The 14087-nt window shown below is 33.5% G+C and carries 14 protein-coding genes; all 14 read left to right on the plus strand.

What is annotated here, in order from left to right; genetic code table 11:
- The 14 genes from B3J26_RS04980 to B3J26_RS05045 all read left to right on the plus strand — a co-directional run bounded on the left by B3J26_RS04980 (position 1) and on the right by B3J26_RS05045 (position 14054).
- Entirely contained in the window at positions 1–1083 is a 1083-nt protein-coding gene (locus B3J26_RS04980; protein WP_038333449.1) for a 2Fe-2S iron-sulfur cluster-binding protein, read from the plus strand.
- A gap of 25 nt (positions 1084–1108) precedes the next feature.
- Positions 1109–2158 (plus strand): NADH-quinone oxidoreductase subunit NuoH, encoded by a 1050-nt coding sequence (nuoH, locus tag B3J26_RS04985; RefSeq protein WP_038333358.1) that lies wholly within the window; start codon positions 1109–1111, stop codon positions 2156–2158.
- A 22-nt stretch (positions 2159–2180) separates the two neighbouring features.
- Positions 2181–2681, plus strand: a complete 501-nt coding sequence (nuoI, locus tag B3J26_RS04990) for an NADH-quinone oxidoreductase subunit NuoI (protein ID WP_038333352.1) — start codon at positions 2181–2183, stop codon at positions 2679–2681.
- Positions 2681–3199: an NADH-quinone oxidoreductase subunit J gene (locus B3J26_RS04995; RefSeq protein WP_038333350.1), complete on the plus strand. Its 519-nt coding sequence runs from the start codon at positions 2681–2683 to the stop codon at positions 3197–3199. The genes nuoI and B3J26_RS04995 overlap by 1 nt, the downstream gene beginning before the upstream one ends.
- Positions 3200–3215: 16 nt before the next feature.
- Positions 3216–3542 carry an NADH-quinone oxidoreductase subunit NuoK gene (gene nuoK, locus B3J26_RS05000; protein ID WP_219034517.1) on the plus strand — a complete coding sequence of 109 codons (327 nt, stop codon included), beginning with the start codon at positions 3216–3218 and terminating at the stop codon, positions 3540–3542.
- A 2-nt stretch (positions 3543–3544) separates the two neighbouring features.
- On the plus strand, positions 3545–5437 hold the full coding sequence (gene nuoL / locus B3J26_RS05005) for an NADH-quinone oxidoreductase subunit L (RefSeq protein WP_125348901.1): 1893 nt from the start codon (positions 3545–3547) through the stop codon (positions 5435–5437).
- 7 nt (positions 5438–5444) lie between these two features.
- Positions 5445–6863, plus strand: coding sequence for a complex I subunit 4 family protein (locus B3J26_RS05010; RefSeq protein WP_125348902.1), 1419 nt, complete (start codon positions 5445–5447; stop codon positions 6861–6863).
- A gap of 20 nt (positions 6864–6883) precedes the next feature.
- Positions 6884–8272 carry an NADH-quinone oxidoreductase subunit N gene (locus B3J26_RS05015; RefSeq protein WP_291073558.1) on the plus strand — a complete coding sequence of 463 codons (1389 nt, stop codon included), beginning with the start codon at positions 6884–6886 and terminating at the stop codon, positions 8270–8272.
- Between the two features lie 118 nt (positions 8273–8390).
- Complete coding sequence (locus tag B3J26_RS05020; protein ID WP_291073560.1) at positions 8391–10244, plus strand: M1 family metallopeptidase; 1854 nt, start codon at positions 8391–8393, stop codon at positions 10242–10244.
- Positions 10244–11017, plus strand: coding sequence for a type III pantothenate kinase (locus B3J26_RS05025; RefSeq protein WP_181816351.1), 774 nt, complete (start codon positions 10244–10246; stop codon positions 11015–11017). Before B3J26_RS05020 ends, B3J26_RS05025 begins: the two co-directional genes overlap by 1 nt.
- Before the next feature lie 144 nt (positions 11018–11161).
- Positions 11162–11737, plus strand: coding sequence for an RNA polymerase sigma factor (locus B3J26_RS05030; protein ID WP_115002302.1), 576 nt, complete (start codon positions 11162–11164; stop codon positions 11735–11737).
- Complete coding sequence (locus tag B3J26_RS05035; RefSeq protein WP_115002304.1) at positions 11721–12383, plus strand: hypothetical protein; 663 nt, start codon at positions 11721–11723, stop codon at positions 12381–12383. Before B3J26_RS05030 ends, B3J26_RS05035 begins: the two co-directional genes overlap by 17 nt.
- 29 nt (positions 12384–12412) lie before the next feature.
- On the plus strand, positions 12413–13453 hold the full coding sequence (locus B3J26_RS05040) for a PorT family protein (protein WP_115002306.1): 1041 nt from the start codon (positions 12413–12415) through the stop codon (positions 13451–13453).
- Between the two features lie 151 nt (positions 13454–13604).
- The gene (locus B3J26_RS05045; protein WP_147280029.1) at positions 13605–14054 is read left to right on the plus strand and encodes a hypothetical protein; all 450 of its coding nucleotides are present in this window, start codon (positions 13605–13607) and stop codon (positions 14052–14054) included.
- The last annotated feature ends 33 nt before the right edge of the window (positions 14055–14087 follow it).

Below are 14087 nucleotides of genomic sequence, written 5' to 3' on the forward strand. Positions count from 1 at the left end.
ATGGCAGAAGAAACACCATTATTTAAAGTTACTATCGATAACGAAACGATTGAAGTACCTGCGGGAACAACGATCCTTCAAGCCGCTCGTATGATTGGTAAAGAAGTAGCACCTCCAGCGATGTGTTACTACGGTAAATTAGAAAATACAGGAGGAAACTGTAGAACATGTTTGGTAGAAGTATCAAAAGGTAGTGAAGCAGATCCTCGCCCAATGCCAAAATTGGTTCCGTCTTGTCGTACAACAGTTATGGATGGAATGGTTGTAGGCAATAAAACGTCTGAGCGTACAGTTGAGGCACGTAAAGGTATTGTTGAATTATTATTAATCAACCATCCTTTAGATTGTCCAGTATGTGATCAGGCAGGAGAATGTAAATTACAAGATTTAAGTTACGAACACGGAGCAGAAGCGACGCGTTACGAATTTGATCGTCGTACATTCCCTAAAGAAGATTTAGGTCCAAATATTCAGTTGAACATGAACCGATGCATTTTGTGTTATCGTTGTGTAAAAACTGCGGATCAAATCACAGGTTGTCGTGAGCATGGCGTAATGAATCGTGGAGATCACGCTGAAATTTCAACGCATATCAACAAAAGTTTAGATAACGAATTCATCGGAAATATTATTGATGTTTGTCCAGTAGGAGCATTAACAGATAAAACGTTCCGCTTCAAAAATCGTGTTTGGTTCTTGAAACCAGTTGATGCTCATCGCGATTGTCCGACTTGTTCTGGTAAAGCACAAGTGTGGTTCCGTGGGAATGAAGTTTTCCGTGTAACAGCTCGCAAAGATGAATTTAACGAAGTAAAAGATTGGATTTGTAACACATGTCGTTTCGATAAAAAAGATATCAACGATTGGACGTTAGAAAAACCTTCAGAAATTTCTAAAGATTCTGTTGTTCGTCAAGGTCATTACTTTGAGAACAAAGTGGAGCCAAAAGAAACACTTCCGAAAGTTATCAAACGCGATCCAAAAATTTTATTAGATATTCATTCGGTTTCAGAAGTAAATGAACCAAATCGTGATTTATCTAAAATTGATGGACCAGCAACAAGTAAAGATTTTAAAGATTAATCATTCGTAAATAAAATTAACAAAAATGACAGAAGAATTTATTGCTGATGCATTAGAAAAGTTAGCTTTAGTAGGCGTAATGATTGGTTTTGCATTAGTTGTTGCCATGTACTCTACTTGGGCTGAGCGTAAAGTTGCAGCATTCTTACAAGATCGTATCGGACCAAACCGTGCAGGTATTTTTGGTTTATTACAACCGCTTGCCGATGGTTTAAAATTATTCTCGAAAGAGGAAATTACACCAAAAGATTCGAATAAATTTTTATTCATCTTAGGTCCATCTTTGGCAATGATTGTAGCTTGTATGACAGGTGCAGTTATTCCATGGTCGACAGCTTTCGAGATTGGAGATCGTGTAGTTGTTCCTCAAATTGCAGATGTTAACATCGGATTTTTATACATTTTAGGTGTATTAAGTTTAGGTGTTTATGGAATTATGATTGGTGCTTGGGCATCGAACAACAAATACTCTTTAATGGGAGGTTTGCGTGCAGCTTCGCAGATTATTTCGTACGAATTACCGATGGGAATAGTGTTAATCACAATTTTGATGATGACAGGTTCTTTAAAATTGAGTGATATTGTACATTATCAACAAGAGCATGCGTGGTTTATCTTATTACAACCATTAGGATTTATTATTTTCTTGGTTTGTTCGTTCGCAGAAACTAACCGTACTCCGTTCGATTTACCAGAAGCAGAAAATGAGTTAATTGGAGGTTATCACTCAGAATATTCTTCGATGAAGATGGGATTCTTCTTATTCGCAGAATACATCAACATGTTTATCAGTTCTGTAGTAATTTCTACCTTATATTTTGGTGGATACGATATCCCATTTGTAGACGATGCAACATTAGTAAACTCTATCGGAGTGAATGGAACGGCAATTCTTAATTTCCTTTCATTATTCGGTAAAGCTTGTTTCTTCATCTTCTTCTATATGTGGGTGCGTTGGACGATTCCTCGTTTCAGATATGACCAATTAATGGATTTAGGTTGGAAAAAATTATTGCCTTTAGCATTAATCAATATGTTAATTACAGGCTTAGTGATTTTATTATTAAACAAGTAGAATCATCAAAATCATTAAAAGTATGAAACCAATTACAAATAGAGTAAAACAAGTAGAACGTAAACCCCTTACTTTTTGGGAAAGTATCTATTTGATTTCTATCGCAAAAGGGTTGATGATTACATTGAAGCACTTCTTTTCGAAGAAAGCAACAATTAGTTATCCAGAAAAACAAAGACCGTTTAGTCCTGTATTTAGAGGATTACACGTTTTGAATAGAGATGAAGAAGATCGCGAAAATTGTACGGCTTGTGGACTTTGTGCTTTGGCTTGTCCAGCAGAAGCGATTACAATGGAAGCAGCAGAAAGACTTCCTGGTGAAGAAAATCTTTACCGCGAAGAAAAATATGCAGCGAAATATGAAATTAACATGTTACGTTGTATTTTCTGTGGATTCTGTGAAGAAGCTTGTCCAAAAGATGCTGTTTATTTATCGCAAACAGTTCCACCAGCAAGTTTCAAACGTCAAAACTTTATCTATTCGAAAGAAGATTTATTAATCCCGAAAAAAGCTACAAATTAATGGAATTACCTATCATTTTATTCTATGTTTTGTCGAGCTTAACGGTGTTAAGTGCGCTACTAATGGTGTTCAGTAAAAATCCTGTACATTCCATTTTATATTTAATCGTAACATTCTTCTGCATCAGCGGACATTATGTATTGCTAAACGCACAGTTTTTGGCAATTGTAAATGTCATTGTCTATGCCGGAGCAATTATGGTATTGTTCTTATTCGTGGTGATGTTGATGAACTTGAATAGTGAAAAGAAATCATTTGGTCGACCAGCAAAAATATTAGCAGCGAGTTTAATCTCTTTGTTATTTGTTGCCTTGACAATTGGTATTTTCTCACAAAATCAAGCTTCTGCAAACACAGCTGTAGAAATGGGAACAGGTGATTTAGGATTGATTCACAACTTAGGATCATTGTTATATTCAGAATATGTTTTACCATTCGAGTTGAGCAGTATTTTGTTTATTTCTGCAATGATTGGAGCGGTGATGTTATCGAAAAAGGACGAAGAATTATTGGATTAAATATAAAAAGTAAAAGATGTTACCAATCAGTTATTATATTACTTTATCATTAATCCTATTCGGAATAGGAATGGCAGGTGTTATGCTACGTCGTAACGCAATTGTCATTTTTATGTGTATAGAATTGATGTTAAATTCTGTGAATTTGTTGTTAGTAGCGTTCTCAAAAATGCACTATCATGCAAATCCAGCATTAGAAAAAGGAACAGATGCACAACTTTTAGTATTCTTTATTATGGTTGTAGCCGCGGCTGAGGTTGCTGTAGGATTATCAGTAATAATTTTATTGTTCCGAAAAGTATACTCGGTAGATATTAATGTGTTAAATCGTTTAAAAGGTTAAGAATGGAGCAGTATATATGGTTAATTCCTTTGATTCCATTCATAGGATTTTTGATTAACGGTTTAGGACGAAATGTACTTTCAAAAAGCTTAGTTACTTTCATCGGAAGTGGAGCAGTTTTAGCAAGTTTCATTTTATCAATCATGGTTTTTATGTCAGTTCCATCAGGAGCAGATGCACAACCATTAATTTTTAAGGCATTTGATATTATCAATATTCCAACTTTACAAGTTCCGTTTGCATTTCAAATTGATGCATTAACGAGTTTGTTCTTGTTAATTATTACAGGAGTTGGATTTTTAATTCACGTGTACAGCTCGGCTTACATGAGCGAAGACAAAGGATTTGCAAAATTCTTTTCTTACCTAAATTTATTCATCTTCTTTATGTTGATTCTTGTTATGGGAAACAATTTCGTAATGATGTTTATTGGATGGGAAGGAGTTGGACTTTGTTCATTCTTATTAATTGGTTTTTGGTTTACAAATCCAGAATATATCAAAGCAGCAAAGAAAGCTTTCATCATGAACCGTATTGGAGATGTTGGATTCTTATTGGCAATGTTTTGGATTTTCAAAGAATTTGGAACGTTAGAATATGTAAAAGTATTCAGCCAATTAGCAATTGATCCATCTGCATTTACAGGTTTTGTATTAACAGGAATCACATTATTGTTATTCTTAGCAGCAACAGGTAAATCGGCTCAATTACCATTATTTACTTGGTTACCAGACGCGATGGCAGGACCAACGCCAGTTTCAGCACTTATTCACGCTGCAACAATGGTAACGGCAGGTATCTTTATGATTACACGTTGCAACGAATTATTTTCGGCAGCGCCAATCACATTACAAGTTATTCAGTACGTAGGAATTGCAACAGCTTTTGTTACTGCAACGATTGCAATGCGTCAAAACGATATCAAAAAAGTATTGGCTTATTCTACAGTTTCTCAATTAGGATTAATGTTCGCAGCAATTGGATCTGGAGCGTATATCGCAGCAGTTTTCCACGTAATGACGCATGCATTTTTCAAAGCATTATTATTCTTAGGGGCAGGTTCTGTAATTCACGGAATGCACCACGAGCAAGATATGCGCAAAATGGGAGGTTTGAGCAAATACATGAAAATTACACATATCACTTTCTTGATTGGATGTTTGGCAATCGCTGGTATTCCAGGTTTATCAGGTTTCTTCTCGAAAGACGAAATGTTATTAGGAATGTTTGTTTCTAATCCAGTTGTTTACGGAATCGGATTTATCGTTTCTGTGATGACAGCATTCTATATGTTCCGTTTATATGCAATGACTTTCTTAGGAGATTTAAGAGATAAAGAAGCTCATCCGCATGAAAGTCCAGCTGCAATGACAATTCCATTAATCATCTTAGCAGTTCTTTCTGTTTTTGCAGGTTATATCGGAATTCCAGCGTTGTTTATGCAAGACGGACATAAACTTCAAACTTTCTTAAGTGGAGTTGTATCAATCGGAGAAGCTCATCATGTTTCTCATGCAACAGAATGGATGATGATGGGAGCTTTATTACTTTGTGTACTTGGTGCAATTTATTATGCAATCAAGAAATACACAAACCATGTAGATGGTGAAGCAACAGGAATTGCAAAATTCTTTGAAGACAAATGGTACATCGACGAGTTATATGACAATGCAATTGTAAAACCATTGTTCGAGTTGGGTGATGTCTTGAAAAAATATGTAGAAAAAGCAGGAATTGCAGCTTTTGTTTTAGGAGTTGGAACTGTTTCTGGTCGCGCATCAAAAAATGTACGTCAGCTACAAAACGGAAATGTAGGATTCTATATTATGCTAATGGTTGTAGGAATCGTGGCAGGTATCGCAATCTTTTTTATGGGGTATTTAATTTCAAAATAGGTTAGTAATGCTTTTATCTTTATTTATCATTTTACCATTAATAGTAGGAGTTTTTATGCTATTAATGCAAGGTCAAAAACCACAAAGATGGTTAGGAGCATTCGTTGGTGGAGCGTTGTTGGCGTTGTACTTGTTTATCACTTGCAAAGGTGGAAACAACGAGTTAACGTTTCAAACACAATGGTTCAATTTCAACAGCGTTAAAACTTATTTCGCGTTAAATGCTCAAGGTTTGGGAGGATTAATGATTCTATTAACTAACCTTACTTACTTAGCTCTTTTTGTTTATTTATCAACAACAAAACAAAAATATAGCAATACATTCTATGGATTATTGTTAATCACTTTAGCAGGATTAAACGGAGTTTTCTTAGCAGAAGATTTAATTTTATTCTATTTCTTCTGGGAAGTTGTCTTAATTCCAGTTTATTTCTTAATCGGATTATTTGGAATTGGAAAAGACAAAATTCGCGCAAATATGACATTCTTCTTATACACGATTTTAGGATCGATGTTTATGTTAGGAGGAATTATTTACATCGGATTTTTCTTACAACCAGCATCATTTTTATTAACAGATGTTGTACAAGTTACAGGACCGCATTATTCAACAAACACAGCGTTGGCATTGTTATTCTTAATCGCTTTTGTGATTAAAATTCCAATCTTTCCATTTCATACATGGCAACCAACAATCTATAAAACATCACCAACTCCATTAACAGTTGTACTTTCAGCTTTGATGGCGAAAATGGGATTATTTGCAGTGGTTACTTGGTATTTGGGAATGTTTCCAACGATTTCAGAATTGTTCAAATACATTACTTATTTAGCAATTTTCGGATTAGTTTATGCCTCGTTAATAGCTTTGAGTGCAAAAAATGTGAAGAAAATTATTGCATATAGCTCGATTGCTCACTTAGCTTTAATTTTTGTGTCATTATTTTCTGAATTAGCAAATGGTGTAGCAGGAGCTTATTTCCAAATGTTTTCACATGGTTTAGTTGTTTTAGGATTATGGTTATGTGTAGATATTATGGAAAGAAAATATGATTTGACAGACATCAAATCGATTGGTGGTTTAGCAAAAGTTGATCCAACATTATCTATCTTATTCATGATATTCGGTTTAGCAAACGTAGCATTACCATTGACAAGCTCATTCATCGGAGAGTTTATGATGCTTTCTGCATTATTTACACACAATCCAGTTTTATGTGTAGTAGCTTGTTTAGGTGTTATTTTATCTGCCGTTTATACGTTGAGATTATCAAGCGCATTATTGTTTGGAGAAGTGAAAAACATCAAACAAAAAGATGCTCAAAAAGGAGGTTTTGGACCAATTGCAGTTATTTCTGTAATCGCAATCATCGTGATTATTTTAGGAGTTTATCCAACACCAATTTTTAATTTATTAGCACATTAATCATTTTTGAATAAATAGATATGAATACGATTATTTTATCAGCACTTTCAGGTATTATTTTGATGTTTAGTGGATTCTACATCAAAAATAATCGTGCCTTAAATATACTTTCTGTTGTTCTGTTTTTCGGAATGATTGTAGGAGGAATTTTCGAATTGAAAGGTTGCTCAATGTTCGCAGGAAAATTCGATAATATGATTGGACAATCGCTTTACGGCGTTTCGTTCTTTATCGCATTGGCAGGATTGGCAATTTTTTACTTATTATTGAACAAAGATTTGTTTGGAAAAGTAGGAAAACACGTGGCAGAATATTATGCCTTAATTTTCTTCTCTTTTACAGGAATCGCAGTTTTAGCACAATTCCACAACTTAGTAATTATGTTCTTAGGAATCGAATTAATGTCAATTCCAATGTACATTATTGCAGGAACAAACAAAGAAAGTCTTAGAAGTACAGAAGCTTCTGTAAAATATTTCTTGATGGGAGCTTTCTCAACAGGAATTTTGATGTTAGGTGTAACATTTTTGTACGGCGCAACAGGAACTTTTATGGTTGATCAATTGGTAAACTATAACAAAGATTTCGAAACAATTTATTACGCAGGATGGTGTTTAATCATCTTCGCATTTTGTTTCAAAGTTTCTGCAGCACCGTTCCACGCATGGACACCAGACGTTTACGACGGAACACCAACTGTGTTTACATCGTTTATGTCGACAATCATCAAAGGAGGATCATTTTTAGGATTTATTTTAGTCCTAAAATCATTCCCAACAAATGTAGAATATGCCGAATATTACCGTTTATTATTCGCGTCAATTATCATTTTGACGTTATTTATCGGAAACTTCGGAGCAGTTTCTCAAAAATCTGTCAAACGTTTGATGGCTTATTCATCAATCGCGCAAGCAGGTTTCATGTTATTTGTTTTGTTCAACATCAATTCAGCTTCTAAAGAGGCTTTGATGTTCTATACGATTGCTTATTCGGTTGCGAATTTCATTATTTTCTATACGATTGATCAATTCAAAAATCCAAAATTTGAAAGTTTCATTGGTTTAGGGAAAGCAAATCCAGTTTTGGCTGCAGCGATGACAATTTCTTTGATTTCGTTAGCAGGTATTCCATTAACAGGAGGTTTCTTCGCGAAATTTATGGCATTAAGTATTGGAGGAACAAACGATAAAAACCTATTTTTGATTGTAATTGCATTGGTTATGGCAGTTTTGAGTATGTATTATTACTTCAAAATCATCAACTACATGTATTTCAAAAAAGGAAAAAACAAATTAAAAACACAAGACGGATTAACGAATTTCCTTTTAATCATTGGAATGGTTATCTTAATTGTGATGGGAATTTTTCCAGGAATATTATCTTCATTTTTGCAAACGCCAATGTGGTAATTGTAGAATGAATATTATATAGTTTTTTATTATTTATTATTTAAAAGCTCGTGTCAAGTACTTGACACGAGCTTTTTTTAGTATTTTTGAGAGATTAAAGTTTAATGATTAGTTAGAAATGAGAAAATTTACTTTACTAATTTGCCTTTGTTTGGTACAATTTGCTTTTGCGCAACGCAAAGGATATTGGCAACAAAAGGTAGATTATAAGATTGATGTTGATATGAATGAAAAAGCGTATCAATATAATGGAAAAATGCAATTGAAATACACGAACAATTCAGGACAAAGCCTGAATAAAGTTTATTTTCATTTGTATTTTAATGCTTTTCAACCAGGAAGTATGATGGATAATCGTTTGCAAAACATTCCAGATCCTGATAAAAGAATGGCAACGAATGTTGGAACAAAAGAAAATCCTAAATATGTTAGCCGTATTTCTGAATTAAAACCAGATCAAATCGGTTATCAAAAAGTGACTTCTCTAAAGCAAGATGGTAAAGCTGTTTCGTATAAAGTTGATGGAACAATCTTAGAAGTTACGCTAGCAAAACCAATTGCAGAAGGACAAACATCTACTTTCGATATGGTTTGGAATGCGCAAGTTCCTGAACAAATTCGTCGTTCTGGACGTAATTCGAAAGATGGTGTAGAATTTTCTATGGCGCAATGGTATCCAAAAATGGCAGAATTCGATCCAGAAGGTTGGCATTTAGATGAATATGTTGGTCGCGAATTTTTTGCTCCTTTTGGTAATTTTGATGTAACAATTAACATCGATAAAGATTATGTTGTGGGAGCATCAGGAGAGTTACAAAATCCAAATAATGTAAAAGGTTATGTAAAAAATCCAACAATCAAAACAAAGAATGGAAAAGTAGCTTGGAATTTCAAAGCTGAAAATATTCACGATTTTGTTTGGGCTGCGGATAAAGAATTTATTGTAGAACATGCAAAATCAAAGCATGGTGTTGAAGTATATTTAGTTTACCAAGACAATGATAAATCTTCTGCATGGAAACAAGCAATGCCTTACGCATTAGGTTTCTTCGATTATAATTCTGAACACTTTGGCGAATATCCTTGGAAAACATATTCAATTATTCAAGGTGGTGACGGTGGTATGGAATATGGTACTGCAACTTTAATTGCTGGAGGAAGTAATTTAAATAGCTTAATCGGAACTATTTTCCACGAAGCAGCTCACTCTTGGTACCAACAATTATTTGGTATCAATGAAACATACAACGAGTGGTTCGACGAAGGTTTTACATCATATGTAGAGCAAATGGCGCACCTTAATGTTGTAGATAAATTAAAAGTAATGCCTTCAAATCCAAATCCAGATGCCTACAAAGGATATATTAATTTAGCACTTTCTGGTAAAGAAGAACCTGCAAGTTTATTAGCAGACTATTATAATACAAATTATGCATACTCTTTAGAAGCGTATTACAAAGGTCAAGTTTTAGCAATTCAATTGGGATATATTATTGGAAATGATAATTTAAACAAAACATTCCTAGAATTCTATAAACAATGGAAATTCAAACATCCATCAGGGAATGATTTCAAACGTGTAGCAGAAGAAGTTTCTGGAATTAATCTTAAATGGTATTTTAATTTATTCTTGAACACAACACGCAAAATTGATTACGCTGTAGAAGCTGTAAACGGAAACACAATCACAATTGCAAACAAATCAGATTTTGCAATGCCTATTGATTTATTGGTAGAATATACAGATGGTTCAAAAGAATTATTCTACATTCCTTTACGTGAAATGCGTGGAGAAAAACCAACAGAAAACTTAGTAGAATATCAAGGTGCAAAAAGAACTATTTTAGAAGATTGGTTCTGGACAAAACCTACCTATGATGTTAAAGTTTCGAAAGAAGTTAAACAAGTTACCATCGATCCAACAAAACGTTTGGCAGATGTAAACGATAAAAATAACGTATTTACAAAATAATGTTATTAGCAGTAAATATTGGAAATACTAATCTTCGTTTCGCAGTTTTCAAAAGTGAAACGGAGATTATTACATGGACAATCAATTCAAAACCTTATCGTACCGAATACGAGTTTTTTGCAAAATTCTCGAACATGTACGAGCCTTTCGGAATTTCGAAAAATGATATTACAGATATTGTGATAGGTTCGGTTGTACCACCACTTACAGCAAGCGTTAAGATTGCGTTACAAAAGATTCACAAGTTCAAACCAATGGTTGTAGATCGTAATACGCCATCAGCAATCAAGCATAAGTCAAACCAAATGGGAACAGATTTATATGCGAATGCAGTAGCTGCACATTATCAAAATTATCAAGGCAAAAAAATTGTCATTGATTTTGGAACTGCGCTAACTTTCTTAGGCATCGACGAATCGGCAAGTGTTGGTGGAGTAGTAATTGCTCCTGGAATTATTACTGCCTTAAATTCGTTGGTGGGAGAAACAGCTCAATTACCAACAGTCGAACTGAAAGCACCTAAAACTGTTTTAGGATCAGATACAGAATCTTGCATGCAATCAGGAATGGTTTATGGTTTTTTGAGTATGGTTGAAGGAATGATTGATCGTATCAATGCCGAAGAAGGAGAACAATGTTATGTGATTTCGACAGGAGGAGTTGGCGGTGTTTACAAATCGTTGACAGATAAAATTGATATTGATGATCGTTTACACACAATAAAAGGTCTTAAAATATTATACGAATTGAATAAAGATTCGTTTCAGAAATAATTTATTTTTGATAAATATGATTAAAAAGCTCGCTAATTGCGAGCTTTTTTCGTTCTATATCAAATCATTTCAAAAAAAATGTTTAATTTTCTGTAACCTTTTTACAAACCTTGAGTCTATTAAGTAAGAAAGCAATTAACACACGTGAAATTATTTGTACTAAATCGAAAAAGTAAAGAAGAAATTTTAGTCGATCGACTAAAAAAGAACGATGCTTTGGCGCAAAAAGAACTCTACGAACAAAGCTCCAAAAAGATGTTGAGCGTTTGTAGAAGCTATATCGAAGACATGCATTATGCAGAAGATTGTATGATTAATGGTTTTTGTAAAGTTTTTAATCATATCGAAAAATTTCAAAATAAAGGAAGTTTCGAAGGTTGGATGCGTCGAATCATGGTCAACGAATGTTTAACTTTTTTACGTGCAAATAAAACATTGATTTATGTTGATGATGTAAGAGTTTCTAATTATGATGAAGCGGATGAAGAAGTAGAGGAAACGTGGTTAAATTTTAATGTGCAAGAGGTGTTAGATCAACTTTCAGAACCTTATCGATTGGTGTTTAATCTTCATATTCTCGAAGATTATTCGCATCAAGAAATTTCAGAAATGCTGAATATTTCGGTGTCGACCAGCAAAACGCAATTGTTTCGAGCAAAGGCAAAACTGAAAGAAATTGTTCTAAGTAAAAAGAAAATGACAAATGAAAAACAACGATAAAATATCAAACTATATAAAAGACGATTTAGAAAATCGTGAATTGAATCCTTCTCATGATGCGTGGGACAGAATTCAAGCTCGTATGGATGTCGCTCCATCACCACAAAAATCAAATTTTAAATGGTGGTTGTCTGCTGCGGTTGTGGCGTTATTTACGGTTTCTACATCAATTTATTTATTCTCGAATCAATCGAAAGATGATCAACCAAAAGAATTTGTAAATCATCAGGAACAAAATAATCCGCAACAAATTCAATCAGACTCTAATACAGTTCATTCTTCAGAATCGATTTTAGCGAATAATGAAAAGATTGATTCTTCTAAAAAAGAAGTTGAAATTCAGACACAAGAAGAGAAGAAACCAATTCAACATGGTAAAGTTCAAGTGGCAATAAACGAAGAATCTCAACAAGTTGAAATGGCTTTTCCAACGAAGAAAGAAGCTATTGTAGAGAAGAAAGAAGATTTAAAATCAGAAGCTCAACCAAAGAAAAATATTGCAGCTAACACAACATTAGATTCTGTAAAAGTGAACAAAAAGAATAAGAATTTTGTAGATCCAAATATGTTGTTGTATTCGATCGAAAATAAAGAAAATCTAAAGGAGTCAAACCAATCGCGCGTGGTTTCTATCGGCTTCAAATAAAACATTAATATCCCTAAATTAGCAAGATTATGATAAAAAAACTTATCGTAGCAGGATTATTATGCTTATCAGCTACATCACTATATGCTCAAAAATTTACATTTGATTTGAATGATAAAAATGAAGAAAAAATCAGTCCAATTGTAAAAGATCGCATCAGCGAATTTACGTTAGTGATTCGTCAAATTGTTCAGGAAGAAAAATCTGCAATGGAAAAGAAAATTGCGGCAGTTGACAAAGAATTAACAGAAGGAAAACTGAATGCTTCTGAGGCTACAGCGAAGAAAGAAGCGATTGCGAGCGTGTATTCGGGAACGATAAATGATCGTATTCAGGAGGTAAATTTCAATTTAGATGATATCATCAAACAACAAGTTGCATTTTCGATTATGAACGGCGAAGATCCAATTACGCCAAAAACGAAACAAGATGTGACGAAACGTTACCGAATTGCGAATCAAATTAATGGTTATGCTTCTTTTGGATACATGGCGTTTACAGGAAAAAAAGATGAGGAATTGAACAAACACGAGAAGTTTTCGAGCAACATTACAGTAGGTTTAATGTACGAAAGACAATTATCGTTAACAAGTCCTGTTAACTTTTTGGCAGGAGGATTATTTTCGTGGAGAACGTATCGCATCGACGATGATATGCGCTTTAATCGTGATGAAAATGGAAATGTTGGCTTGGTAAAAAGTGATAAATCGTTAGATAAATCGAAATTGCGTTCGGCCTATTTTATGGTTCCGGTTGGATTTAAATACAACTTTTCGAAAGTCAAAAATATTACCGATGATTTTGCATATCGTCCGCAAGGAAAACACTATATCGCAGCGTATATGTATGGAGGAACGTTGTTATCATCGAATAATATTTACAAAGGAGATGGTGTTCGCAACAAAGAACGTGGAAATTATAATGTGAATAATTTTATCTACGGAGCTGAAATAACAATTGGTTTAGGATTGATTGATGTTTTTGTAAGAAAAGATTTGAACAATTATTTTAAAGATAACACATTTGATAATCGTAAAATGATTCAGTTTGGCATAAATCTTGGATTATAACAATTATCTCAATCATAGTTTTAGTATTGAAATTTTATAACATAACATTTTTAAAATATAATGAACCTCAGATTTATCTGAGGTTTTTTATTTGTAGAAAAATTTTCTAAATCTGTTCAAAAAAATTGTAAATTAGTATAAATCTAAACAGATGGTAAAATCTAAACTTAGTTGGCAAACACTTCTTCTCGTCATCATTTTTCTATTATTAATGATGGTTAACTTTACGTTTGTCAAAGCTTTTTGGTTTGGAGGAAATTTTTGGATAGACGAACCTTTTTTACGCATTGGCGTTTTCATGATTTCTTTACTTGCATCGATGTCTATTTTATACGATTTAACGTTTAATTTGACCTTATTTACGTTAAAAGAAGAAACGTTCGAAATCAGAACAATTTTCAAAAAAGATGAAATTCCATATCGAGCAATTTATTATTTGTACGAAGAAGAAGACATTTTTCGCTTGAATCGCAATCAAATTCTAACTATTCAAACCAAAAAATCAAAGTTCAGATTACGAAGTTTTTTTGATTCAAATTATGATCAAGTAAAAACTAAACTAACCGAAAAAGCAGAACAATACGTTAATTTATTAGCTTAATGATATTAAAAAAACGTCGCTCATAGAGCGACG

Source organism: Empedobacter sp. UBA5987 (assembly GCF_002429865.1).
Lineage (GTDB): Bacteria > Bacteroidota > Bacteroidia > Flavobacteriales > Weeksellaceae > Empedobacter > Empedobacter falsenii_B.